Genomic DNA, 23,703 nt, shown 5'->3' with positions numbered 1-23,703 from the left:
ACTATCTAACAAATTTAGTGGATTGTGGGAGCTCACAACACCACGAAGCAGCAGAGAGTTATTCGCCGAGGAAGTCGGCCAAAGACTGGAAATAGCTTTCCATTCCTGCCTGGGCCATCGGGATGTGTTCTTCCGGAAGTTCTCCATATTGAGAAAACTTCACCCAGGCACCACCAGCGCGCTCTTCGAAGTTCACGACGATCTTGGCGAACTCCCCGGAGAGGTCCTTCGCTGCGAATTCTGCCGGGTCTTGGCTGTAGTGCATGGTGTGCTCGATGAGGACATGCGGTTCCACTGCGGTGTAGGTGCCCCAGAAGCAGGATTGAAAACCTGCTTCAGGCACATCCACCGCAATTGCCCAGGCGCCACCAACGTGCGGCTCCGAGACGGAAGAACCGGGAACATTCGCGAGCACAGTGGGGTGGTACCAGGCTTCGAGCTGGGCAGCATCGGTCCAGGCTTCCCAGATACGTGACATGGGCTGGGTGTACTCACGTTCTACGGAGTAGAGGAAGTTGTGCTGCATGGTGAAAATCCTAGGGTCGAACGATGGTTTTCAAGGCCTGACGGTCTGCCATGGCTTTGTAGCCCACCGCAACGTCGTCGAGAGTAATCTCCTGGTCAAAAACTTTACCGGGATTGATCGTTCCCGCGAGAATATCGGGCATCAGTTCATCGATATAGGCGCGCGCGGGGGCCACGCCACCGGTGACGGTGATGTTGCGCAGGAAGGTACCGAAGTTGAGGGGTGCCTCGGAATATTGAGGGGCACCCACACAGGACACCACCCCACCATCTCGGCATATGCCCAGAGCCATGGAAATCGTGGAGGACGTTCCCACACATTCGAGCACCTTGGCGGCACCGTCGCCGCCGGTGAGCTCCCGAACCTTGGCTACACCTTCTTCGTCACGCTCGGCGACGACATCGGTTGCCCCAAATTCACGGCCGAGATCTGTTCGGGCTGTGTGACGGCCCATCAAAATGATGCGTTCAGCACCACGGCGCTTGGCGGCAATGACGGCACACAAACCCACAGCACCGTCCCCGATCACGACGACCGTGTCTCCCGGTGACACATCCGCACACACTGCGGCATGGTGTCCCGTGCACATCACGTCGGTGAGAGTCAGAATCGAGGGCAGAAGCGGTGAATCAACACTGACGGGCACCTTTACTAAAGTGCCATCTGCCTGCTGAATGCGCACCTTCTCGGCCTGAGCACCCGGAGTACCGTCTCCGCCAAAGAAGGACACGTTCCGGCAGGAAGAGTGCAACCCTTCCTGGCAGAAATCACAGGTGTTGTCTGAACACACAAAGGGAGCAAGGACCAGATCCCCCACGGCAAAGTCAATAACCTCGGCGCCGATGCTCTCAACTACCCCAATAACCTCATGGCCTTTGCCTCGTCCACCGGGATTGTCCGGCATGGCCTGATAATCCCACAGATCGCTGCCACAAATACAGGCCAGCACAACCGAGAGTATGGCATTTGTTGGGGCGACGAGAGTAGGTTCTGGAACATCCACGACGCGTACATCACCGGCTCCATACAGGAATGTGGCTCTCATGATGTGTACTCGTTTCGTCAGGCAACAGGTGAAATATTTCTGTTCCAGACTATGCCGGGCAGGCTCTGGCCCGCATCGAGCTGTTTACTTCTTGGGCAGGAACATGCCACCGGCCATGTGGATGACCGACTTCTTGGGAAAGAACTTCACCAAACCGGCGGTGAAACCGTTGGTTCCCCCCACCACGACAGAAGGCGTGGAACGTGGCTTATCTAATGCCGTGAACATGGTGTCCACCACTGCAGATGCGGGCATCGACGTGCCTGAGGGCTTTCCGCCGGCTACCTCGAAGAATTCTGACTCCGTCGCACCAGGGCTCACCGCAAGCACCCGCACCTGTGAGGTGCCCAGTTCACCCCAGAGAGCCTCCGTAAACGAGCGAACAAAGGCCTTGGTTGCCGCATAAACAGCCATGCCAGGAACAGGCTGGAACGATGCCGTGCTGGCGATGTTAACCACGGCACCCTTGTCGCGGCTGATCATGCCGGGGAGGAAGGCAGCGGTGAGATCAACCAGAGTGCCCATGTTGAGGGTAATTTCTGCTTGGGTCACGGCGCGGTCTTCATCCACGAAATAGCCATTAACTCCAAACCCTGCATTGTTGACGAGAACATCGACGGTCAACTTCTGCTTCGCCACTGCCTTCTCGAGAGCTGCCCCGGCACCGGGCACGCTCAGGTCCTGTGCAATGACCGAGACCTGGACCGAATACTGCTTCTCGAGCCGGGAGGCGAGTTCCGTCAGCCGGTCTTTGCGCCGGGCGACGAGAACGAGGTTGCTTCCGCGTGCTGCAAAGCCCTCTGCAAACTCCACGCCAATACCTGAACTTGCGCCAGTAATGAGAGTGGTCAATCCGGTGTATTCCATGGCAAACCTTGTTTCCGTAACAGAAATGGTGCGAGGCTCCAAGTCTAGGTTGCGCCTGGGCTTTGTTACCGTTATCTCATGACAGCGCAGAACTCCCCCGATTCGACGCGACCAGACGTCACAGACATGCTCACCGAAGCAGCTGCCGCGATGGTCAGTTCAACCTATCCCGCACCCCAGGCAGAAGCTGTTCTGAGAGACCTGGCCGAGGCCTACGACGCGGATGCAGAAATTGTGTTGCTGCCCACATTGGTGCTGACCGAGACCAAACGCCACGGTGTCCCCCAAATGCACGTTGTGAAAACCAGTTACCGCTTTGATCAAATGACCCAAGTGCAGTCCGTCCTGGCCCAGGCTCGTCACAACAAGGACGATGCCCACGATGTTGCCGAAAGTCTGCGCGCCATTGCGACCAAGAAACCCCTTTACCCTGCCTGGCTGCGCATCCTGGGATATGCCCTCTCCTCACTCGGGTTTGGTGCGGCATTTCGCTTAGACCTTCCTGCACTGGGCGCAGTGGCAGTCATGGGTGCCGTCATTGGAACCCTGGTGTTGTTTCTCAGCAGCTCCACCCGTTTCGCTGCATTGTTACCTCTAATGGCCACATTCTTGGCAGGAATAATGGTGGCGGGACTCTCCATCTTCCTGGATAAGCCTGACCCTATTCGCATGGTGGCCATGCTCGTCGTTGTCTTGCTTCCCGGCGCCGCACTCACCTCGGCCATCATCGAACTGGTCAGCGGATATATGGTTTCTGGGGCATCACGTTTGATTTATGCCGTCATGATTTTGGGAAGCATGGCCTTTGGCGGAGCTCTGGCGATTGCGGCCAGCGGACTACCTGCGTCCAGGCTTGAAGACGTCACCGCCACCATGACACCCGCGTGGGTTGCCTGGGCCGGTGCCGCGATTTATGGCATCGGAACCTTCCTCTACTTCTGCACACCCGTTCGTTTGTGGCTGCCCAGCCTGTTTGTCATGATGCTCAGCTTCGCCATTTCCGTTCTCACATTGCCCAGCCTGGGTGTCCCGCTGTCTGCGGGAATCGCCACAGCCGTGGGCCTCATCACCTCGTGGGCGATTAATGCACGCCTCGGCGGAGGTCCCGGCGATCTGGCCATCTTCCTGCCCACGTTCTGGCTGATCGTGCCTGGATCAACTGGCTTTGTCGCGATCACCGGAGAACTCGAATCTGCTCAGGACCTCAGCAACGTTGCCGGCACGGCAGGCCTGACATTCTTTGCCATGGCGATCGGCATGATGTTGGCCACTGCGGTGTATCCATTGCTGTCCAAAATCACTCCAGACGCCAAGCTCATTATGCGCAACGGAGCAGGACTCATTCTGAAGTCCGTCACAATCAAGCCCGGGAAATAAGCTCCGGGCCGTTTCCTCGCAGCGGGTTCACTCGATATTGGGTCAGGAACGCAGCAACAGGAACCGCGGCGGCAACGGCCGCATCCACGAGGTCTTGAGTTCCCACCGCATGTGGATCCAACCACGTTGACCAGAATTGCTTGGGCAACGGCACAGGATTGCGGTCGTGAATAGCCGCAAGTTCTGGAACCGTAGGCATGGTCAGAATGGTGGCGGTGAGCATCCAGGGATCTGTTTCTACTGCCCGCCACCACGAATACAACCCAGCAAAAGCAAGGGTTTCTTCCGTGTGAATATAGTGCGGAACTTTCACTCCGTCTTCCACAACCCACTCGAAGTAACCGGAAGCAGGAACCAGACAGCGCTTGGATTTCACCGCGTCTTTCCAGGAAGCTTTTGATGCAGCGTCTTCGCTACGAGCATTGAAGGTAGAGAACTTCGGGGGTTCCCCCTTCACCCACGAGGGAATCAATGACCAGCGAGCGCTTTCCAAGCGCCGGTGCTGGTCGCCTGCGGCACCCAGAGTGTCCACCACCACAGGAACCTGGTTAGTGGGTCTGATGTTCCAGCTGGGCCCGGGGAGGTTCTCCCCCACCAGATCAATATTGAAGACGTCTTCCAGCACGTCGGTCGGTTCCGCGAGCGCGTAACCTCCACACATGCTAGATCTCCTCGCTAGACGTTGAAGCGGAATTCGACGACGTCGCCATCTTGCATGACGTAGTCCTTACCTTCCATGCGGGCCTTGCCCTTGGCTCGAGCCTCTGCGACGGAACCAGTGTCAACCAGATCCTGGAAGGAGATAATTTCGGCCTTGATAAAGCCACGCTCGAAGTCGGTGTGAATCACACCAGCAGCCTGAGGAGCTTTCCAGCCTTTACCAATAGTCCAGGCACGAGCTTCCTTCGGACCTGCGGTGAGGTAGGTCTGTAGTCCGAGAGTGTCGAAGCCAATACGTGCGAGCTGGTCGAGACCGGACTCATCCTGACCGGTCGAGGCCAGCAGTTCGGCAGCATCTGCGGCGTCAAGGTCAATGAGTTCAGACTCGAGCTTGGCATCGAGGAGAACAGCCTTGGCAGGGGCGACGAGAGCTTCAAGTTCAGTGCGCTTAGTAGCGTCACCGAGAACATCCTCATCCACGTTGAACACATAGATAAAAGGCTTGGCCGTGAGGAGACCCAGTTCCTTGATGGGTGCGAGATCAATGGTGGTGGACGAGAGTGGCTTGCCGTCGTTGAGTACTTTCTGTGCTTCCAGAGCAGTCTCGAGAGCAGCAGGCTCTGCCTTCTTGCCCTTGACTTCCTTCTCAATACGAGGAATGGCCTTCTCCAGCGTCTGGAGGTCAGCGAGGATCAACTCCGTGTTGATGGTCTCCATGTCGGAGGCTGGGTTGACGGTGCCATCAACGTGAACGACGTCAGGGTCAGAGAATCCACGCACAACCTGCGCAATGGCGTCAGCTTCACGGATATTGGCCAAGAACTTGTTTCCGAGGCCTTCACCTTCAGAAGCCCCCTTCACAATGCCGGCGATGTCGACAAAGGAGACCGCCGCTGGCAGCAGGCGTTCAGAGCCAAAGATGCCCGCGAGGACGCCGAGGCGCTCATCGGGGAGGTTGACTACTCCCACGTTGGGTTCAATCGTGGCGAACGGGTAGTTCGCTGCGAGAACGGTGCTCTTGGTCAGAGCGTTGAACAGGGTTGACTTGCCGACATTGGGCAGTCCCACGATTGCGATAGTTAGAGCCACAAGGGTTAATCGTAGCGGTGGAGTTATCCACACTCTTGCCACCACAGAGAGTTACATGTAACAATTTCAGGTATGTCTAGTCGTATGAGAGTTGCACAACACCGCAAGAAAATGGAAGAAGAGGGCTACCGCCTTCTACAAATCTGGGTACCCGACCGGGCAAACGAAAAGTTTTTGTCAGACATGAAACGTGAATATGCCAGTATCAACAAAGCAGATGAGCAGGATGACATTTATGAATGGCTCTCTGAACACTCTGGCTGGATTTGGGATGAGCCCGCGTGAGACGCGGAGAAATCTGGACGGTTGCCGGTGGAACGTATTCCAGCAAGCCGCGTCCAGGCATCATCATCCAAGATGACAGCGCCCAGGAAGCCTCGAGTGTCACTATCATTCCTCTGACGTCCATGCCCAGTGAACTGAGACGTATCCGGGTTGCGATTCGCCTTGAAACCCCAGACGGAGAGTCAATAGAAAGCTTCGCTCAAGTGGACAAAATCACCACGGTGAAAACTTCACATGTGAGTAAGCGCATCGGGGCTCTCAGTTTGCCTGAAATGCGTGCAATTGAACGCTCTTTACTTACACACCTGGGAATCGGCACAGCCCGATAGTGGCTAGAGCTCTATCTGGACGGTGTCGGCGAAGGCAAAATGCCAGCCAAACCACCACCACGCAGCAATCACACCGACCCTGGTTGTTCGAGACTGCATCACGCGATCCAGCATGTCTCCCAGCGGTGCAATAACGAATGGCCTGCGTTGGGCATACATCTCGACACCTATGGCGACAAGAACAATAACGATGTATCCCAGAACGACAATGCTGCGGATCATGACTTCCTCCAAAAACGAAGAAGTCCATAGCCAGCAGCCAACCAGAGCCCGACGAAGACGACTCGGCCCCACAGATTTTCCACAAAGGGATCAAGAAGTACGGAGATGGTGGGAAAGTTTTCATTTCCCCCGGGCATCGTCACACTGAGCACAAAAGCGGTGGCTTCCCAGAGACATATTGCGACAGCGGCCAGCGACCAGAACCACATGGATCTCACCAAGGCCTGTCGCGGACGTGTAACTCTGACCTCGTAGGGTTCCCATGCTACGACGAGCACCGTCACGCCGATGGCAATAAAGGCAATGAGGTCAATCCAGCTATGCCGTGGGGCAATGACCAGAACTGCTCCCAAGACTCCTGTAATTCCGAGGGTGATAACTTTCGGAGCGACAATCGGCTTTTTCATCAGCACAATACGACCGCCCGTGAGGCGATCAATGACCAGCATGGCCACGATGGCATAGAACAAGATGCCATCAACATAGGCGCCGCGCCAGGTTTGGAACGTGGCCATGATGGTGAGCACGCTCATCCAGAGGATGGCGCTCAGAGTCCACCGGGGTGGTTTCACTCCGATGGCTCGTGACATGAGACTAGTTCTGGGGGAAGCCCAAGTTGATGCCACCGTGGCTGGGGTCGAGCCAGCGACTGGTGATGGCCTTGCCTCGGGTGTAGAAGTGAACACCTTCAGCACCGTGCGCTTTGGTGTCACCAAACAGTGAGTTCTTCCAGCCACCAAAGGAGTAATACGCCACAGGGACGGGGATGGGCACGTTGATGCCGATCATGCCGACCTCAATTTCGTTCTGGAAACGACGAGCTGCGCCACCATCGTTGGTGAAGATCGCGGTTCCATTACCGAAGGCGCCGTTGTTGATCAGCTCAACACCTTCTTCATAGCTCTTTACCCGAACGATAGAGAGAACAGGGCCGAAGATTTCCTCGGTGTAGACCTTGGAGGAGGTCGACACGTTATCCACCAGGGTGGGACCCAACCAGAAGCCGTCGGCAGCACCGTCAAAAGTGCCGTCGCGGCCGTCCACGACGACAGTCGCGCCGTCAGCAATGGCGATATCGATGTAGGAGGCCACCTTGTCCCGGTGCACCTTGGTCACTAGTGGACCCATGTCGCAATTGCGACGGCCGTCACCGGTGATGAGTGTGCCCATCCGCTCCACGATTTTCTCGATCAGGGGGTCAGCAACGGGCTCCACAGCAACAACAACGGAGATCGCCATACAGCGCTCACCGGCGGAACCAAAGCCCGCGTTGATGGCGGAGTCTGCGACGAGGTCGAGGTCGGCATCAGGAAGTACGAGCATGTGGTTCTTGGCACCACCGAGTGCCTGAACACGCTTGCCGTTGCGGGCACCGGTTTCGTAGACATACTGGGCGATAGGGGTTGAGCCCACGAAAGAGATGGCCTGAACATCAGGGTGCTCGAGCAGACCGTCGACAGCTACCTTGTCTCCGTTGAGCACGTTGAAGACTCCATCAGGAAGACCTGCTTCGGTGAGGAGCTCCGCCAACCAGATCGCAGCTGAGGGGTCTTTCTCTGATGGCTTGAGTACAACGGTGTTTCCAGCGGCGATGGCGACAGGGAAGAACCACATCGGGACCATGGCGGGGAAGTTGAAGGGGCTAATGATGCCCACAACACCCAGTGGCTGGCGAGTGGAATAGACATCCACGCCGGTTGAGGCGTTCTCCGAGTACTCGCCCTTGAGCATCTGGTTCAGACCACAGGCGAACTCGACAACTTCTTGGCCGCGGGTGATTTCACCCAGGGCGTCAGAAAGAACCTTGCCGTGCTCGGAGGTGATGATTTCAGCGAGTTCACCCTTGCGTGCATTGAGCAGCTCGCGGAAGGCAAACATGACCTGTTGACGCTTGGCCAGGGACTGGTCACGCCAGTCGGGGAATGCAGCCTTGGCTGCAGCGATGGCTGCATTGATTTCAGTCGCATCAGCGATAGCGACCTGCTTAGTTTCGATACCCAGGGCGGGATCAAAAACAGGAGCGGTACGACCCGAATTGCCGGGGCGAAGTGCCCCATCAATCCAGTGAGGGACAACGGGGAGTTGTGACATGAATATCAATTCCTTCTGTGCTCCCTCACTCTAACCGTGGCGACCCCTAAATGTCAGTACCTGCTGACACACTAAAGATATGGATGCAGTTCTCTTTCTCGTGCTTGGACTCATTGCCGGCATCATCGCCGGTATCGCCGTGGGCTGGGGTTTGCGCTCCCGCACGGCCGTTCCCCGTGACTCGGGTGAGCTTGCTGTGCGCGTTGCGACCGCAGAAGCTCTTCTGACCGGCAAAGACGAGCAGATCCACACCCTCGAACGGATGCTCACCGAACTACGCGAGGTCAGTGAGCGCAAGGTCGACGAAGACGCTGTACGGGCGCGCGAGGAGCACAAGGTTCTTGAAGCTCTGGCGCCTGTGAAAGAAACACTGCAGGCGATGCAAACCAAGGTCAACGACCTGGAAAACCAGCGTCAAGAACAGTACGGGCAGATCGCTCAGCAACTCACCGCATCTCGGCAGTTCGGCGAAGAGCTCCGTGCCACTACACAGTCTTTGGCGTCAGCCTTGAGCTCTAACAGTGTTCGCGGCACCTGGGGTGAAGCACAACTGCGTCGCCTGGTGGAGGTTGCCGGCCTCACCGCGCATGTTGACTTTGATACCCAAACCACCATGAAAACCGATGGCGGAACCATCCGCCCGGACATGGTGATCAATCTTCCCGGCGGCAAAACCATCGTGATTGATGCCAAAGTCCCCTTCAACTCCTATCTGGAGGCCAGCCAGATTCCCCTCACCGCAACAGGCGAGGAAGCCGCTCGCCGGAAGTCATTGATGGATGCTCACGTGAAAGCTGTGCGCTCTCATGTGGATGCTCTGAGCTCAAAGAGCTATTGGAGCGGTTTCGACTTCAGCCCTGAATTTGTGTTGGCCTTCATCCCCAGCGAGTCGCTCTTGGCTTCTGCCCTGGAAGCTGACCCCACTCTGCTGGATTATGCCTTCAGTAAGCGTGTAGCGCTTGCCTCCCCAGTCAACCTCTGGGCTGTTCTCAAGACCGTGTCCTACACCTGGCAGCAGCAGGTTGTCACAGATGAAGCGAAGAAGCTGTTTGATCTGGGTATCGAACTGTATTCACGCCTGAGCACCATGACCAAGCACACCGAAGACCTACGTAAAGCAATCGAGAACACCGTCAAGCACTACAACGGTTTCATTTCCTCACTGGAAACTCGCGTCCTTTCAACGGCGCGAAAATTCCCAGGTATCGATCCCACCAAGATTCTTTCCGAAGGCATTGAAGTCCATGACGCTCCGAAACCACTCACCGCAGGCGAGCTCACGGACCCCGATAACAGCATGCTGGGCGTCACCGACTCCCCCAGCTAGTGACAGGATGGGACAGTGAGTTCCCCGTCCGCGACTAACGCGCCTCGTGCCTTCTGGGCAGGGCGCGTTCTCGCTTTTGCCGGAATCGCGCTGGTGGCATTCAGCATGCGTTCGGCTGTGGCTGGACTGTCACCTCTGATTCCCGCAATTAATGAAACATTTGAACTCAACACTTTTGCTATTTCGCTTCTCGGCGCCATTGCGCCGTTGAGCTTTGCTGCCGGCGGTATCTTCACCCCTCGAATCGAAAAGAAGATTGGATTAGAGCGCACGCTCATTGTGGGGTTGATACTCATGATTTCGGGTCACCTCATTCGTGCCCTCTCTGTGAACTGGCAGACACTCGCTCTGGGCACGCTCGTGGCACTGATGGGTATGGGTTTTGCCAACGTGGCCATGCCGCCTGTGGTGCGGAAGTACTTCCCCGACCGTGTCAGCACGCTCACTTCTGTCTATATGTCGATCATGGCGGTCAGCGCATTCCTGCCTGCTCTGATTGCAGTTCCAGTTTCTGAGGTGGTGTCTTGGCGCGGATCGCTCGCGCAGTGGTCCATCTTTGCCCTCGTGGCGTTGATTCCTTGGATCATCGAATACCGCAGACACGGCCGCGAAAAAATCACCGGGGTCACCGACGAGGCGCACGTTGCCCGCCAGGCCCACCCGTGGCGCTCCCCCACCGCCTGGGCGATCGGTGCTGTTCTCGCTGTCTCGTCGATTACGGGCTATGCGATGTACGCGTGGATGCCGGTGATCCTGATAGATATTGCCGGCGTCACGCCTGCGCAGAGTGGTGCTCTGCTCGCCCTGTTCACAGGCATGGGTTTGCCCTTGGCATTCCTCACCCCAGGGATTGCGAAGCGCATGGGTCGCCATGCACACTGGCTCGTCACTATCTCTAGTGTTTTCTTTGTTGCCGGTTATCTCGGATTACTTTTTGTGCCCACTCATGCCACCTGGGTCTGGGTTGCTGTGGTCGGTATTGGCTGCCTGGAATTCCCGCTGTCTATGTTGCTCATCAATGTGCGCACAGAGTCTCAACGCAGCGCAATGGCCGTCAGTGGGTTTGCTCAGATTGTGGCCTATCTGAGTGCGGCAATTGCGCCTGGCGTGATGGGTGCCCTGTTTAACCTGTCAGGAACGTGGACGGTTGTTCTTACCACCCTCATGATCATTTCTGTTGTCGTGAACGTGCCGGCAGCACTCATTCTTCGGCGAAACCGCAGTGTTGACCAAGAGCTAGCACGGCACTAAACACTTGATAGGTTTTCGCTAGAATTTGAGCATTCGACGTTGGCAGAGGAGCCCAGTTGCGTGTCATTATTTCCGGCGGAGGTATCGGTGGGTTAGCCACTGCACTCGCCTTGCACCACGTCGGAATCACCGACATTCAGATTCTTGAATCGGTCAAAGAAATCAAGCCTCTCGGCGTTGGAATCAACATCCTGCCTCACGCCGTTCGGGAGCTCACCGAACTTGGATTGGGTGACGATCTCGACGCGATAGGGATTCGCACCGCTGACCTCAGCTATATCAGCGAACATGGAAACGTCATTTGGTCCGAGCCGCGTGGCCTGGACGCTGGGTATCACTGGCCACAATATTCCGTCCACCGCGGGCGTTTCCAGATACTTCTGGCGCAGAAGGTGCAGGAACGCTTAGGCGCAGACGCACTGAAAACTGATGCGCGCGTCCTCTCTGAGCGCACCGAAGGCGACACCGTCATCGTGGAAACCACGGCCGGAGAATTTCGCGGTGACCTCCTCATTGCAGCCGAAGGAATCAAGAGCGCCACGCGTGCTGCGTGGTACCCAAACGAAGGCGCCCCTATCTGGAATGGTGCGGTGCTGTGGCGGGCAACCAGTCGGGCACAGCCATTCCTCAGCGGCCGTTCCATGTTTATGGCCGGTTATCGCAATCTCAAGTTCGTGGCTTATCCCCTCAGCCCCGTCGGCGAGGACGGCCTGCAGGAAATCAACTGGATTGCCGAACAGGTTGACCCGGGCATGACTGATCTAGAGAACGACTGGAATCGCGCCGTTCCCATTTCACGCTTTGCGCAGTTGTTTGCTGACTGGGAGTGGGAATGGCTCAACATTCCAGAACTCATTAGTACTGCGGAGGAAGTTCTGGAATATCCCATGGTGGACCGCGAACCCCTCACCTCCTGGGTTCGAGGTCGCACTGTCTTGCTGGGTGACACCGCGCACCCCACATTCCCCGTTGGCTCAAATGGAACTTCACAGGCCCTGCTTGATGCCCGCGTCCTGGCTTATGCACTCGCAACTCTGCCCCTCGAAGATGCACTGGCTTTCTACGAAAACGAGCGCCTCCCCAAGACAACTGCACTTCAGAACGCCAATCGTCAGATGGGTCCCGAGTTAGTCCTCCAGATGGTGCACGAACGTGCACCACAGGGCTTCACCAACATCAACGACGTGATTGCGCAGTCAGAACTCGATGAAATCGCCCAGAATTACAAGAAGGTTGCCGGATTCGACCAGCAGACCCTCAACAACCGTCCCTCGTGGGACACCCTCCTCGAAGAAAGCAGGTCCTAGCCTTGAGTGCAGAAGTTTTCGCGCAGATCGAGGTTGAGGTTGCCGACATTGTGGACTTTGGCAAGACCGCCATAGGTCACCGCCGGATGGTTCCCATCACCGGTGGACGCGTGTCGGGTGTGATGGGTCACGGTGTTGTTTTGCCGGGGACTGACTGGCAGTGGATTCACAGCGATGGCACCGTGAGTTTGGACGCACACTATGCCCTCCAGCTCGACAGCGGTGAGCTGGTCGAGGTGGAATCACGCGGCATTCGACACGTGGCCGAAGATGGCAACGTGTATTTCCGCACCTCTATTCGCTTCACCACATCGGCGGACCGCCCAGATATTAACCAGCGACTGTTTGCTGCAACCGGAGCACGCCTGGCTAACCAGGTGGTACTCGAGGTGTCACCGGTTCTTTAAGCGAGCCAGCGATCTGCGCGGTAGTCAGCCTGTACGCGGCGGATAGTGCCAGAACGGCCTCGAAGAATGATGCTGTCCGTGCGGATGACCGGCCCCTTACGTCGAACACCCTCCACCAGTGCACCATCGGTCACACCGGTGGCCACGAAGAAAGTATTGTCACTGCTGACCAGTTCGTTGGCGGTGTAGACGTAATCCATCTTGAGTCCGGCAGCAATGCCTTTAGCAGCTTCTGCCTCATCCTTGGGCGCCATCGTGGTCTGAATAAAGCCACCGAGTGCCTTGATGGCACACGCGGTCACAATACCTTCGGGGCTACCGCCGATGCCAACACACATATCAATACGTGACTCGTACCGAGCCGCATTGATGCCGCCGGCAACGTCGCCGTCCAGAAGAAGACGTGTTCCAGCACCGGCTGCGCGAATCTCTTCAATCAAACCCTCGTGACGGGGACGATCAAGAACTGCAATCGACATTTCGCTCACGGGCTTGCCTTTGGCCTTGGCTAGTGCACGAATGTTTTCTGCAATGGTCTGGCGAATGTCCACCACACCAATTGCTTCGGGGCCGGCGACAATCTTGTTCATGTAGAACACGGACGAAGCATCTAGCATGGTTCCGCGATCAGAAACGGCAATCACAGACAGGGCGTTCTGACGACCAGCACCGGTGAGGCTGGTTCCATCAATGGGGTCCACGGCGATATCGCAGGCAGGGCCGCGGCCGGTGCCGACAACTTCACCGTTGAACAACATGGGGGCATTGTCCTTCTCGCCCTCACCGATGACGATGGTTCCGCTAAAGTCCACGGTTCCCAGAAATTCACGCATGGCGTCGACGGCGGCGCCGTCGGCTGCGTTCTTATCACCCTTACCAATGAAGGGATACGCACGAATTGCAGCAGCTTCGGTGGCACGCACCAGCTCCATACCAAGGTTGCGATCAGGGTGCAGGTTCAAAGTTCCGGTGTTTGTTGTCATCACAGCTCCAGCCTAGGCGTCGACGCGCGTTGTGCTCGAGTCGACGGGCACACACAGACGAAATCTCTCCCGGCTGAGGACAAACACCCGCTCGTGCCGGCTGGTTAGACTAGAAGAGCGCTTTCCCACTTATATTCGCGCCAGCACAAGGAGATGACATGCCCGTCGCAACACCGGAACAGTACGCAGAGATGCTCGATAAGGCCAAAGCCAAGGGCTTTGCCTACCCCGCCTTCAACGTGTCGAGCTCTCAGACGCTCAACGCTGTCTTGCAGGGTTTAACCGAAGCTGGTTCTGACGGCATCATCCAGGTCACCACCGGTGGCGCAGACTACTTCGCAGGTCACACCGTCAAGGCTCGTGCAACCGGCGCCCTCGCGTTCGCCAAGTTCGCACACGAAGTAGCGAAGAGCTACCCCATCACCGTTGCACTGCATACTGACCACTGCCCTAAGAATGCTCTCGATGACTTCGTTCTGCCCCTCATCGCTGCAAGCGAGGAAGAGGTTAAGGCCGGTCGTAACCCCATCTTCCAGTCCCACATGTGGGATGGCTCCGCTGTGCCTCTGGCAGAGAACCTCGAGATTGCCCAGATGATGCTGGCCAAGACCAAAAACATTAACGCCATTCTCGAGGTCGAGATTGGTGTTGTCGGTGGCGAAGAAGATGGTGTTTCTCACGACATCAACGACAGTCTCTACACCACCGTCGAAGACGGCATCAAGACCGTTGAAGCCCTGGGTCTGGGCGAGAACGGCCGATACATGGCCGCCATGACCTTCGGTAACGTGCACGGTGTTTACAAGCCAGGAAACGTCCAGCTTCGCCCCGAACTCCTCAAGGAAATCCAGGACGGTGTTGCGGCGAAGTATGGCACCGGCGCTAAGCCTTTCGACCTCGTCTTCCACGGTGGCTCCGGCTCAACCGATGCAGAGATCGCAGAAGCTGTTGCGAACGGTGTCATCAAGATGAACATCGACACCGACACCCAGTACGCCTTCACTCGTTCTGTTGCAGACACCATGCTGCGCAACTACGACAGCGTGCTCAAGGTGGACGGCGAAATGGGCAACAAGAAGGTCTACGACCCTCGCGCCTGGGGCAAGCTGGCAGAAACTGCCATGGCAGCTCGCGTCGTTCAGTCCACACAGCAGCTGGGTTCTGCTGGCCACTCGGGCAAGTAAGAAAGTATTTAATGTCGGATTCACCTGAAACACAGCCTGCTCCCCAGAAATCTGAGAAGGCTCCGAAAGTGAACCCGAAAAAAGACAACACTCCTGATCTGAAGCAGGCTCCGATTCCGCTGACTCCTGAGGAGAAGCGGGAGCGGAGCCTTGCTTTTGATCGATTCCTCACCTGGGGCTTGATTTTTGTCGGAATTTTCTCCGTCTTCACGGGCCTGGGCGACTACATCAACCCTCGCAACACGATGAACGCGTTGTATGAGGAAATGAACAAGCTTGTTCCCACTCTGGAGTTAGGCACGTTCCAGAACATTGCCTTTGCCACCCTGATGGGCTGGGTTGCAGTGACGATTCAGGCCGTCATCTTGGCCTTGGTTGTGTGGTGGTCACGCCAGCGCATGAAGGCGAAGAAGATGAGCTGGTGGGTTCCCATTACAGGAGCTGTTGTGTCCAACATGCTCTCCACCGCCTGCATCTTTATTGCACTCCTGAGTGACCCTAGCTTCCAGGAAGCACTGATGAACCTGGCAGCAAGCAAGTAGTTCCCCTCCAAAGAGTGACTTTGACTGCGCCGAGAAGGGAAATGGCATGGCTCGAAAAAAACGAGTGCAACTAACCATTACCGAGTCAGGTGAAGTAATTCAGGAGTCCCCGCAACTTCAAGAAATCATTGAGAGATTTTCAACTGCTGAGGTTGCAGATGCCCTGAGACGAGCTTCGTGGGAAGCACACATCACAGATTCACTCTATGAACTTAGCGCTCGGACATTAGATGATGAACCGTTAATCGCAACAATTATGTTGGTTCATCTGCCACAAACCATGATTGGCCATGTTTCAGCCAAATCTCACATGGTAGAGCGGACCCACGAACATATTGCGCGAAATTTCACAAACTCCGTCATGATGAACTTCACAATTCATGGTGATGCCGCGGTCTATTTTAAGGATGGTGTTCGACAACTCCACCCCGGTAACATGCTTGTCATCAGCCTTGACCAGCCATTTGTCCGCGTATTTGCGCAAGGTCTAAAAGAACTAGTTTTCATTGTTCCCCGCCCCTTGTTCGAAGAGATTGTTGGTGTAGTAGACGCTCTCTCAGAAGGCGTTGATGTATTTAGCTTTGGCGGTGACCTCAAAGGCAACAGTTATGCAACTTCGCTGGCTGAACTTCTTGTCAGCGTCCTCAGCGACCAACGGGAGGGCAGCCTAGGAGAAATTGAAGACACAGCTCTTGACCTATTGCGCGGCATATATGCACAAGCAAGTAAAGACGGCCCAGTGGGGCAATTCAAAGCAGTGAATTCCTTTATTGAACGGCATATCAGGAATAACCAACTCAGTGCCGCCATGATTGCAGCAGATCTTGGGGTCAGCGAACGTCAGCTGTCCAGATTATTGAGCTCACAAGGCACAACACTGACCATGACGATAAGGACGAAGCGACTTCAACTTGCACGGCGAATCCTCAACAATCCCAACTCGGAACTCATGAGTGTTGCAGCTATTTCTGCTTACTGTGGATTCTCAACACAGTCCCATTTTGCTCGTTGTTTTAAGGCAGAGTTCGGCTACAGCCCTACTGTCGCTCGTAAGCCACGTGATGAAGTGAAGCCCCAGATAATCGAATTTTCTGAACTATGACGAACAGCCTGCTTCAATTTTCCCACGTGACAGTTCTACGGAATGCCCGCCCCATTGTTTCTGATGTCTCTTTTGAGGTCGGTCCTTCTCAACATTGGGCGATAGTGGGCCCCAATGGCGCAGGCAAGAGCACCGTCATGAGCTTGCTGGCAGGGAACACACTTCCCAGCCGAGGACAAGTACACATTTTTGGGCACCTCCGTGGAACAGTAGAGATAGACAAACTGAAGAATCAGATTAGCTATGTCAGTACACATCATGGGCTGGAATGGCCGATGACGGCCACCGACATTGTCTTAACCGGGTTCACAAATACCCTGGAGCTCCCCATGCGCTGGGAGCCCACGAAACTGCAAAGAGAGAAAGCTGTAGAACAACTTCGAGCACACGGCTTAGAACATGTCATGGATACAACGTGGCGCGCGCTTTCACAGGGTGAACTTGCGCGCGTAATGCTCGCCAAAGCTGCAATGAAAGAACCTCGCCTCCTACTGCTTGATGAACCTGCTGCAGGGCTGGATATAACTGCAAGAGATCATCTCCTCCGCACGATTGATGGATTTGTTGAGAAACATCCCGAGATGTCGTCGGTAATGGTTACCCACCATCTGGAGGAACTTCCCAACACCACGACCCATATTTTGCTTATGAAGAATGGTGCCGTCGTTGCTTCTGGTCTTACCAATGAAATTCTGACCACAGAACATCTCAGCAATGTGTTCAACGTGAACATTGAAGTTCATTACGATGCAGGCCGTTGGCGTGCAACGGTTATTCGCTAAACGTATTCGTTAAACAGAAAACGGGAGAGACCTCAGGTCACTCCCGTTCTGTGTGTTGTGAGAACTCAGAGCCATGGTGGCGCTGTGGGGGCCTTGTTGCCGTCCTGGTCAACAACGCCGATATTTCCACGGCCAATACCCCAGCGGACCAGATCCACGGCAGTGCCAGAATAGACAATGTCCTCTTTGCCGTCCTCATCGAGAACGAGACGAAGGTCACGGTCTGTGGGGGCAAGAACGATGTTGCCGACCGGGTTGATGGCGCGCTTGCGACGCCAGACATTGATCAAGTCCGGCAGCAACATGTCGATGACGACCCGAGGGAAGTCTGCAACATCACCGCCGTTGTCGATATCCACCGCGTGGATCCACACCTCGCGCATGCGCATCCAAATGGTCTCCGACACAGGAACGAGGCGGCCTTGCGCCGTCTTGATTTCAAAGTTCCAGCGGTCATTGGGAAGATCACGCCAGGCAACATCCAAATCAATTGCTGCATGGTCTTGGAGATTGCGAATGGCCTGGATGTTGAGGGTTGAACCGAAGTCGATCTCATCATCACGTTGTGTGGTGGAGTCGTACATCGGAGTCTCTTCACCGGTTTCTGCCCACGTGATGAGTCGACGAACCGCACGCGCGTTGAAGCCGACGTGGGCAATCAGCGCACGTCGGTTCCACCCGGGCAATAACGAGGGGGCATCAAAGTCCTCGTCGGAAAGTTCGTTAACTTTCCGCGAGAAGTAGGCCTGACCTCGACGCTCCTGAAGGAGAAGCTCGAGAAGCTTCTCATCCTGGAGCTGAACCTCGCGTGCGACCACGATTACTTCCCTGCGGCGACGACGGGGCTCTCGATAACGCCGATGCCCTCAATGGCGGTAGTCAGCACCTGGCCAGGCGTGAGGTATACCTCAGGCTTGCGTGCGTGACCTACACCACCGGGGGTTCCAGTGACGATGACGTCACCAGGAGCCAACGGGAAGATAGCCGAGATGTACTCAATGAGTGCTTCAGGCGAGAACACGAGGTCATTAGTGAGGGTGCTTTGCATGACGTTGCCATCCACGCTGGTGGTGAGCTTTCCACCGAATTCGAAGCTACCTTCAGTGATGAGGTAAGGACCGAACGGAGCGGTCGCTTCGAAGGTCTTTCCTTGGAACCACTCTGGGGTGCGGTACTGGTAGTCACGCATGGTGACGTCATTCATCACGGAGTAGCCCGCGATGTAGGCAGTAGCGTCAGCTTCCTTGACGTGTGAGGCACGCTTGCCGATGATGACGGCAAGTTCACCTTCCCAGTCTACGTGGTCCCCTGCGTGTGCAGGCAGCACGATGGGGTCGAAAGGTCCGATGAGTGCATCAGGGTACTTCGCAAACAGAGTGGGGAACTCTGGAAGTTCGCGGCCCATTTCCTTGATGTGGTTTCGGTAGTTCAGGCCAACGCAGACGATCTTGCGGGGGTCAGGAACAACGGGTGCCCACTGGGTGGGAGCGATGTCAGCGAGCACGTGCGACGCACCTGCAGCAGCTTCTGCTGTGCGCTTCCAGTTTGCGTCCTGCAGGAGGGCGCCAACGTCGCTTACTCCCTCAATTTCAACTGCAGCGAGGTCATCAACGCGAACAGCCACAGTACGGCCGTCAAGACGGAGGGTAGCGAGTTTCATTAGTTCGTTTCCTTAGTGAGTCCGGGAATGTAGGTACGTGCAAAGTTCAGCTTTTCCACCAATGGTGCGTCGCTGAATCGGAAGAAATCAATCTCAGTTTCGGCTTCGAGTGACCACGGGATCCAACTCGGAACTACGAAGATGTCGCCGCGTTCGAGTTCGTAGGTCTTCTCGCCCATAACGACGCGACCCTTACCCTGGAATACCTGCCAAACCGAGGAACCAACCTCGTGACGCAGGCGGGTCTTGGTGCCGGGACGCAGGCGGTGGAATTCACAGCGCATGTCAGGCATGACATCGCCACCGGTAGTGGGGTTTGAGTAGCGAATAGCTGCGTGACCCTGCTCGACGGTGGCGGGGTGACCCTCATCCTCGAGTGCAAACTGCTCGTTGAGGGCAGCGTCGGTGTATTCCCACTTGTACTTCGCCAGGGGCGAGCTAGGGGTCTTACCTAATCCCGACAAGGGGCGCAGTCCGGGGTAGGCCCACAGGCGCTCGTTGCGGGAAATATCCGGGGTGGAGTAGTCAGTGACACGATCGGAACCGAACTCGAAGAAGCCGAGGTCTGCGTAGTTGACGAAAGGGATGTCCAGTCCGTCAATCCAGATCATGGGATTGTCCGTCTCGTTGTGGTGACCGTGGAAGTTCCACCCTGCGGTCAGCAGGAGGTCTCCGCGGCGCATTGCAACGGGGTCACCGTTGACAACAGTCCAGACTCCTTCGCCTTCGGTGACGAAGCGGAAAGCGTTCTGGCTGTGACGGTGCTCCGGAGCGGTTTCGCGGCCACCCAGGTACTGCACTGCACACCACAATGTCGAGGTTGCGTAAGCAGTGCCGGGGAGTCCAGGGTTACGCAGACCTAGGGCGCGACGTTCACCGCCACGACCGACGGGGACAAGGTCGCCAGAGCGCTCAGCGATGGAGTACAGGTCCTTCCAGTGCCACACGTGGGGAACAGCCTTAGGGCTAGGGACCATCGGCATCAGGTCGCTCAGCTGTGTCCACAGCGGTGCGATCGACTGAGCATCGATGTCCTTGTATAGCTCGACAAGCTCGGGGGTGTCGGCAGTTCCATCCATTTGTTGCATCTGAATCAACTCCATTGTCGTAAGGAAAACAGTTGGGGTGCCAACTATATCAACAAGTAGTTGGTAGCCCAACTATATCCTCGATAAACTGTAAATGGAAGGGTGCTGACGTGAATCAGAAGAATGATTCTGTAGTTTTTATGCGGGCCACACCCTTGCCTTTCCTCGCCCCCGCTCTCCTCGGTGCACTGCTCGCGGTGGGTGTCCCGCTCGTCACGCTCCTGCCCCTCTCCACCGTCGACTGGAACCTGATCAGCCCACTTGAATGGGGACACGGGGACAACTTCACTCGTGTCCTTGGCGACGCTCAGTTCATCAGCTCACTGGCAACCACGCTGGTCATTGCTTTCGTTGCAACCGCACTCCAGATCTTCCTGGGCGGAGTCATGGGCTACTACCTCTCGTCCTGGACCCGCAGCATGAAGGTGCTGGCCGCTGTTTTTCTCCTGCCCTGGATGGCAGCCCCCGTTGCCATCGCGGTGGCTTGGAAGTGGATACTGGCTCCCACAGGTGGCCTACTCAGCGAAAGCCTGGGCTTCCGCCAGGATCTGCTGACCAACCCTGCGACAGCACCTCTGGTCGTCGCTGGCGTCATCGCCTGGGCTGGCATTGGCTACACCGCTTTGTTCGTGGCGTCGGGATTGCGTAGCATCCCCCGCCACACCCTCGATGCGGCCCGACTCGATGGTGCGGGGCCTGCTCGGCTGTTCTGGGAAATTCAACTGCCCCAGATGCGCCGCATTGCCTTCTTTCTTGTCGTCACCGTCACGTTAGCATCCCTCAACGTTTATGACGTGGTGTATGTCTTGACCGGTGGCGGGCCCAGCGGTGCAACCGCCATGGCCACCTTCACCATCACTCAAACCGCCCTCACCACTTTCCAAGTGGGTGAATCCGCTGCGATGGCGATCATCTTTACCCTGGTTGAACTGGCCGTCATTGCAGTTGAATACCTGATCTATCGCCTCCTGACACGGAGGTTTGTCTGATGAAGATTTCCCTCCCCAAGATTCTGATTCTCAGCCTGTTCCTGGTGGCGACCGTGGTGCCCTTTGTGCTGGTTGCTCTCGGCGCGATGAGCAGCGATGCAGCGCTGTCGAGATTGGACTTTGGTCAGGCCTCCCCGGCGCAATTCGTGGACAACATCTCCGAGGTTCTCTGGGGCCCCAGCAACTTTGCCGCTGCTCTGGGGAACTCTCTGCTGTTGTGCGTCGTCATGGTTGTGATCCAGGTTCCTTCCACCCTGATTGCCGCGTATGCATTCGCGTTCTTTAGCTTTCCGGGCAAGCGTGGACTGTATGTGACGCTGCTGGCGGCGTATCTCATCCCTGCGGTGACAACGGTGATCCCGCTGTTCTTCGTCATGACCGCTCTGGGGATGAAGGGAACGCCGCTCGGCATCCTGTTGCCCTATGTCCTGTTCTCCCCCTATGCGCTGGTGTTGTTCCGGGAACGATTCGAGACCTTGCCCCGTGAATTACTCGATCAGGCCCGCGTGGACGGTTTAGGCCCGTGGGGTGTGCTGTGGTTCGTCGCAGCACCTGCGATGAAGTCTTTCATCACACTGATCTCTCTCGTGACCTTCGTCACCATGTGGAATGCCTTCCTCTGGCCCCGACTTATTGCCGGATCAGACTGGCCAACTGCTACCGTCGCTATGAGCTCTCTCCAGGGGCAATACGACAGCAACTGGCACCTCGTGCTCAGCGCAGCATTCTTGGCACTCATCCCCGCCCTCTCAGCTTTTGTCATTGTTCGCAATAACCTCGTCACCACCTTCGTTGAAGAAACCGATAACTAGGAACCATTCGTGAAACTCATCACTCGACTCCTCTCCGCCCTTCTGGCTGCCACAACCGTTGTCGCCCTGGCCGGATGTGCTCCTGCCGCCCCGGCGGATGCCACCGTGACCGTTCGTTTATGGGATCAGAACGTGGCTGACGCCTACGACACATCCTTTGATGAGCTCTATAAAGAAACGGGAATCAGAGCAGAAACAGTGGTTATCCCGTGGGCGGATTACTGGACCCAACTTCGAACGGACCTCGCCACCGGCACCAATGATGATATTTTCTGGACCAATGCCGGGAACTTTGCTGAATATGCCGCTAACGGCATGCTTCTGCCCATCAATAAAGCTGATTTCACGGAGGAATGGTCGGACTGGGACCCTGCCGTCGTTGAGCAATACACCACAGAAGGAACCCTGTGGGGCGTCCCCCAGCTCAGTGACCCTGGTATTGGCCTGCTCTATAACAAGGACCTCCTGGCCCAATATGGCGTGACCGAAGAGCAAATTCAAGACTTGTCCTGGGACCCCGCAGCGAGTACCGACTCGCTGCGTCAGGTCACCCAGCAGCTCACTCGTGACGCAACGGGACTCAGCGCAGCTGACGCCGGCTTTGACCCGCAACGAGTCGAAACCTTTGGATTCAATGCGGCTTTCGATCTCAATGCAATTGTGCTCAACTTCCTGGGCTCAAACGGCGCCGCCTGGCAGGACGGTGAAGAGTTTGTTTTTGATAGCACTGAAGGTCGCCAGACATTCCAGTACCTCACTGACCTCATTAACGTGAGCCACGTCTCTCCTCCGGCGACAGACACCAACCCACCTGCCGGAGGCGACCTCAGCCGCGATCTCTTCATTCAAGGCAAGATGGCGCTGTTTGAGACCGGTTCCTACAATCTGGCCAACGTCCAGGAGGGTGCCACTTTCGACTGGGGAATTGCGCGTATTCCTGCCGGCCCCACGGGCGCCGTGAGCGTAACCAACGGCATCATTGCGGCAGGTTCCACCACCGCCACGAACTCCGAAGCACAGAAGAAGGTGCTCGCCTGGCTTGGCGGCAAGGGCGCCTCCTACATCGGGGAAAGCGGCGCAGCATTGACCGCTGTCATGAGCGAGCGTGGAACGTTCTTTGATTACTGGAGTGCTCAGAATATTGACGTGACACCCATGATTGATGTGTTGAAAAATGGCTACATCCAAGCACCGCGCGGTGCGAAATACGGTGAGGCACAGGCTGCCTACCTTCCCTACTTCACGGACATCTTTACGGGAACCCTCAGCGTGACCGACGGCGTCCCGGCTGCCCAAGTGGCAGCCAACGCCGCGATGGCTGAATAGGCTGTGGTCCGCATGACAGAGACAGAAAGGAGCAAGAGATGACAACTGCACGCAGATACACCGGGCTCCTCATACGTCGCGCCCAACAAGCACACATGTTCCATTGGCAGCGGATTGTGTCCTCAGAGATTTCAAGCCCACAGTTTGGCGTGCTGTCCTCTCTGAAAGTTTCTCCCGGCTTGAGCCAAGCAGACCTGTGCGCTGAGCTCGACCTCGACCGCTCCACAATCGCTGACATCGTGCAGCGTCTGGTTGATCGTGGACTGATTTCTCGGGAACGTCATGCCGAGGATAAGCGTCGGTATTGCCTCTTCCTCACCAGACAAGGCACAACCGAATACGAGGCATTGCTGCCTCGTGTAAGTGAGCTGGATGCAGAGCTCACGTCGAAGCTCACGTCACAGGAGCATGACGAACTTCAGGTTTTACTCGAGCGATTGCTCGAGAACTAA

The 23,703-nt window shown here is 56.4% G+C and carries 27 protein-coding genes; 15 read left to right on the top strand and 12 right to left on the bottom strand.

All coding sequences use genetic code 11. From position 1 onward, the window contains the following. Positions 1-58: 58 nt before the first annotated feature. From M2119_RS04280 to M2119_RS04270, 3 genes are all read right to left on the bottom strand, one after another. The gene (locus tag M2119_RS04280; protein ID WP_280803718.1) at positions 59-526 is read right to left on the bottom strand and encodes an SRPBCC family protein; all 468 of its coding nucleotides are present in this window, start codon (positions 524-526) and stop codon (positions 59-61) included. Between the two features lie 10 nt (positions 527-536). Next, positions 537-1,571 carry a zinc-binding dehydrogenase gene (locus M2119_RS04275; RefSeq protein ID WP_280803717.1) on the bottom strand — a complete coding sequence of 345 codons (1,035 nt, stop codon included), beginning with the start codon at positions 1,569-1,571 and terminating at the stop codon, positions 537-539. Positions 1,572-1,655: 84 nt separating this feature from the next. Next, positions 1,656-2,438, bottom strand: a complete 783-nt coding sequence (locus tag M2119_RS04270; protein WP_280803716.1) for an SDR family NAD(P)-dependent oxidoreductase — start codon at positions 2,436-2,438, stop codon at positions 1,656-1,658. Positions 2,439-2,516: 78 nt separating this feature from the next. Between M2119_RS04270 and M2119_RS04265 the strand changes: the two genes are divergently transcribed. After that, entirely contained in the window at positions 2,517-3,815 is a 1,299-nt protein-coding gene (locus M2119_RS04265) for a threonine/serine ThrE exporter family protein (protein WP_280803715.1), read from the top strand. On the opposite strand, the gene M2119_RS04260 is transcribed toward M2119_RS04265, so the two are convergent. Continuing rightward, positions 3,799-4,476 (bottom strand): SOS response-associated peptidase, encoded by a 678-nt coding sequence (locus tag M2119_RS04260; RefSeq protein WP_280803714.1) that lies wholly within the window; start codon positions 4,474-4,476, stop codon positions 3,799-3,801. The genes M2119_RS04265 and M2119_RS04260 overlap by 17 nt on opposite strands. A 14-nt stretch (positions 4,477-4,490) precedes the next feature. Continuing rightward, complete coding sequence (gene ychF, locus M2119_RS04255) at positions 4,491-5,564, bottom strand: redox-regulated ATPase YchF (protein ID WP_280803713.1); 1,074 nt, start codon at positions 5,562-5,564, stop codon at positions 4,491-4,493. A 72-nt stretch (positions 5,565-5,636) separates the two neighbouring features. Between ychF and M2119_RS04250 the strand changes: the two genes are divergently transcribed. Both M2119_RS04250 and M2119_RS04245 read left to right on the top strand, forming a co-directional pair. Beyond that, complete coding sequence (locus M2119_RS04250) at positions 5,637-5,849, top strand: antitoxin MazE-like protein (protein WP_280803712.1); 213 nt, start codon at positions 5,637-5,639, stop codon at positions 5,847-5,849. Then, on the top strand, positions 5,846-6,178 hold the full coding sequence (locus M2119_RS04245) for a type II toxin-antitoxin system PemK/MazF family toxin (protein WP_280803711.1): 333 nt from the start codon (positions 5,846-5,848) through the stop codon (positions 6,176-6,178). Before M2119_RS04250 ends, M2119_RS04245 begins: the two co-directional genes overlap by 4 nt. A 3-nt stretch (positions 6,179-6,181) precedes the next feature. Here the strand turns inward: M2119_RS04245 and M2119_RS04240 are convergent, their stop codons facing one another. The 3 genes from M2119_RS04240 to M2119_RS04230 are packed head-to-tail and all read right to left on the bottom strand — an operon-like array spanning position 6,182 to position 8,491. Beyond that, positions 6,182-6,400, bottom strand: coding sequence for a DUF6186 family protein (locus tag M2119_RS04240; RefSeq protein ID WP_280803710.1), 219 nt, complete (start codon positions 6,398-6,400; stop codon positions 6,182-6,184). Further along, positions 6,397-6,990: a hypothetical protein gene (locus M2119_RS04235; RefSeq protein ID WP_280803709.1), complete on the bottom strand. Its 594-nt coding sequence runs from the start codon at positions 6,988-6,990 to the stop codon at positions 6,397-6,399. Before M2119_RS04235 ends, M2119_RS04240 begins: the two co-directional genes overlap by 4 nt. A 4-nt stretch (positions 6,991-6,994) precedes the next feature. Next, a complete protein-coding gene (locus tag M2119_RS04230; RefSeq protein ID WP_280803708.1) occupies positions 6,995-8,491 on the bottom strand; it encodes a CoA-acylating methylmalonate-semialdehyde dehydrogenase in 1,497 nt (498 codons plus the stop codon). A 79-nt stretch (positions 8,492-8,570) separates the two neighbouring features. On the opposite strand from M2119_RS04230, the gene rmuC reads away from it, so the two are divergent. From rmuC to M2119_RS04210, 4 genes are read left to right on the top strand one after another with little or no spacing between them, the layout of a single operon-like run. Beyond that, positions 8,571-9,818, top strand: coding sequence for a DNA recombination protein RmuC (gene rmuC / locus M2119_RS04225; protein ID WP_280803707.1), 1,248 nt, complete (start codon positions 8,571-8,573; stop codon positions 9,816-9,818). A 15-nt stretch (positions 9,819-9,833) separates the two neighbouring features. Next, a complete protein-coding gene (locus M2119_RS04220; RefSeq protein WP_280803706.1) occupies positions 9,834-11,069 on the top strand; it encodes an MFS transporter in 1,236 nt (411 codons plus the stop codon). Positions 11,070-11,125: 56 nt separating this feature from the next. Further along, the gene (locus tag M2119_RS04215; protein WP_280803705.1) at positions 11,126-12,376 is read left to right on the top strand and encodes a flavin-dependent oxidoreductase; all 1,251 of its coding nucleotides are present in this window, start codon (positions 11,126-11,128) and stop codon (positions 12,374-12,376) included. Positions 12,377-12,378: 2 nt separating this feature from the next. After that, positions 12,379-12,783, top strand: coding sequence for a DUF3237 family protein (locus M2119_RS04210; RefSeq protein ID WP_280803704.1), 405 nt, complete (start codon positions 12,379-12,381; stop codon positions 12,781-12,783). On the opposite strand, the gene glpX is transcribed toward M2119_RS04210, so the two are convergent. After that, positions 12,780-13,766, bottom strand: coding sequence for a class II fructose-bisphosphatase (glpX, locus tag M2119_RS04205; RefSeq protein WP_280804451.1), 987 nt, complete (start codon positions 13,764-13,766; stop codon positions 12,780-12,782). The genes M2119_RS04210 and glpX overlap by 4 nt on opposite strands. A 158-nt stretch (positions 13,767-13,924) precedes the next feature. On the opposite strand from glpX, the gene fbaA reads away from it, so the two are divergent. Genes fbaA through M2119_RS04185 form a run of 4 tightly spaced genes read left to right on the top strand, consistent with a single transcriptional unit; the run spans position 13,925 to position 17,376 of the window. Continuing rightward, entirely contained in the window at positions 13,925-14,950 is a 1,026-nt protein-coding gene (fbaA, locus tag M2119_RS04200; protein ID WP_280803703.1) for a class II fructose-bisphosphate aldolase, read from the top strand. An 11-nt stretch (positions 14,951-14,961) separates the two neighbouring features. Continuing rightward, positions 14,962-15,492, top strand: coding sequence for a DUF6264 family protein (locus tag M2119_RS04195; RefSeq protein WP_280803702.1), 531 nt, complete (start codon positions 14,962-14,964; stop codon positions 15,490-15,492). Positions 15,493-15,538: 46 nt separating this feature from the next. Continuing rightward, positions 15,539-16,594, top strand: coding sequence for a helix-turn-helix domain-containing protein (locus M2119_RS04190; RefSeq protein WP_280803701.1), 1,056 nt, complete (start codon positions 15,539-15,541; stop codon positions 16,592-16,594). Then, positions 16,591-17,376, top strand: coding sequence for an ABC transporter ATP-binding protein (locus tag M2119_RS04185; protein WP_280803700.1), 786 nt, complete (start codon positions 16,591-16,593; stop codon positions 17,374-17,376). Before M2119_RS04190 ends, M2119_RS04185 begins: the two co-directional genes overlap by 4 nt. A 65-nt stretch (positions 17,377-17,441) precedes the next feature. Here M2119_RS04185 and M2119_RS04180 read toward each other — a convergent pair whose 3' ends face one another. Genes M2119_RS04180 through M2119_RS04170 form a run of 3 tightly spaced genes read right to left on the bottom strand, consistent with a single transcriptional unit; the run spans position 17,442 to position 20,139 of the window. After that, on the bottom strand, positions 17,442-18,194 hold the full coding sequence (locus tag M2119_RS04180; RefSeq protein ID WP_280803699.1) for a maleylpyruvate isomerase family mycothiol-dependent enzyme: 753 nt from the start codon (positions 18,192-18,194) through the stop codon (positions 17,442-17,444). A gap of 2 nt (positions 18,195-18,196) precedes the next feature. Next, on the bottom strand, positions 18,197-19,036 hold the full coding sequence (locus M2119_RS04175; RefSeq protein WP_280803698.1) for a fumarylacetoacetate hydrolase family protein: 840 nt from the start codon (positions 19,034-19,036) through the stop codon (positions 18,197-18,199). Then, positions 19,036-20,139: a cupin domain-containing protein gene (locus tag M2119_RS04170; protein ID WP_280803697.1), complete on the bottom strand. Its 1,104-nt coding sequence runs from the start codon at positions 20,137-20,139 to the stop codon at positions 19,036-19,038. Before M2119_RS04170 ends, M2119_RS04175 begins: the two co-directional genes overlap by 1 nt. A 95-nt stretch (positions 20,140-20,234) precedes the next feature. On the opposite strand from M2119_RS04170, the gene M2119_RS04165 reads away from it, so the two are divergent. The 4 genes from M2119_RS04165 to M2119_RS04150 are packed head-to-tail and all read left to right on the top strand — an operon-like array spanning position 20,235 to position 23,703. Further along, entirely contained in the window at positions 20,235-21,113 is an 879-nt protein-coding gene (locus tag M2119_RS04165; RefSeq protein ID WP_280803696.1) for a carbohydrate ABC transporter permease, read from the top strand. Further along, complete coding sequence (locus tag M2119_RS04160; RefSeq protein WP_280803695.1) at positions 21,113-21,925, top strand: carbohydrate ABC transporter permease; 813 nt, start codon at positions 21,113-21,115, stop codon at positions 21,923-21,925. The genes M2119_RS04165 and M2119_RS04160 overlap by 1 nt, the downstream gene beginning before the upstream one ends. Before the next feature lie 9 nt (positions 21,926-21,934). Next, positions 21,935-23,251: an ABC transporter substrate-binding protein gene (locus M2119_RS04155; protein ID WP_280803694.1), complete on the top strand. Its 1,317-nt coding sequence runs from the start codon at positions 21,935-21,937 to the stop codon at positions 23,249-23,251. 38 nt (positions 23,252-23,289) lie between these two features. Continuing rightward, complete coding sequence (locus tag M2119_RS04150; RefSeq protein WP_280803693.1) at positions 23,290-23,703, top strand: MarR family winged helix-turn-helix transcriptional regulator; 414 nt, start codon at positions 23,290-23,292, stop codon at positions 23,701-23,703.

Source organism: Aurantimicrobium minutum (genome assembly GCF_029894165.1).
Taxonomy (GTDB): domain Bacteria; phylum Actinomycetota; class Actinomycetes; order Actinomycetales; family Microbacteriaceae; genus Aurantimicrobium; species Aurantimicrobium minutum_A.
This window is presented reverse-complemented; position numbering and strand designations above follow the sequence as displayed.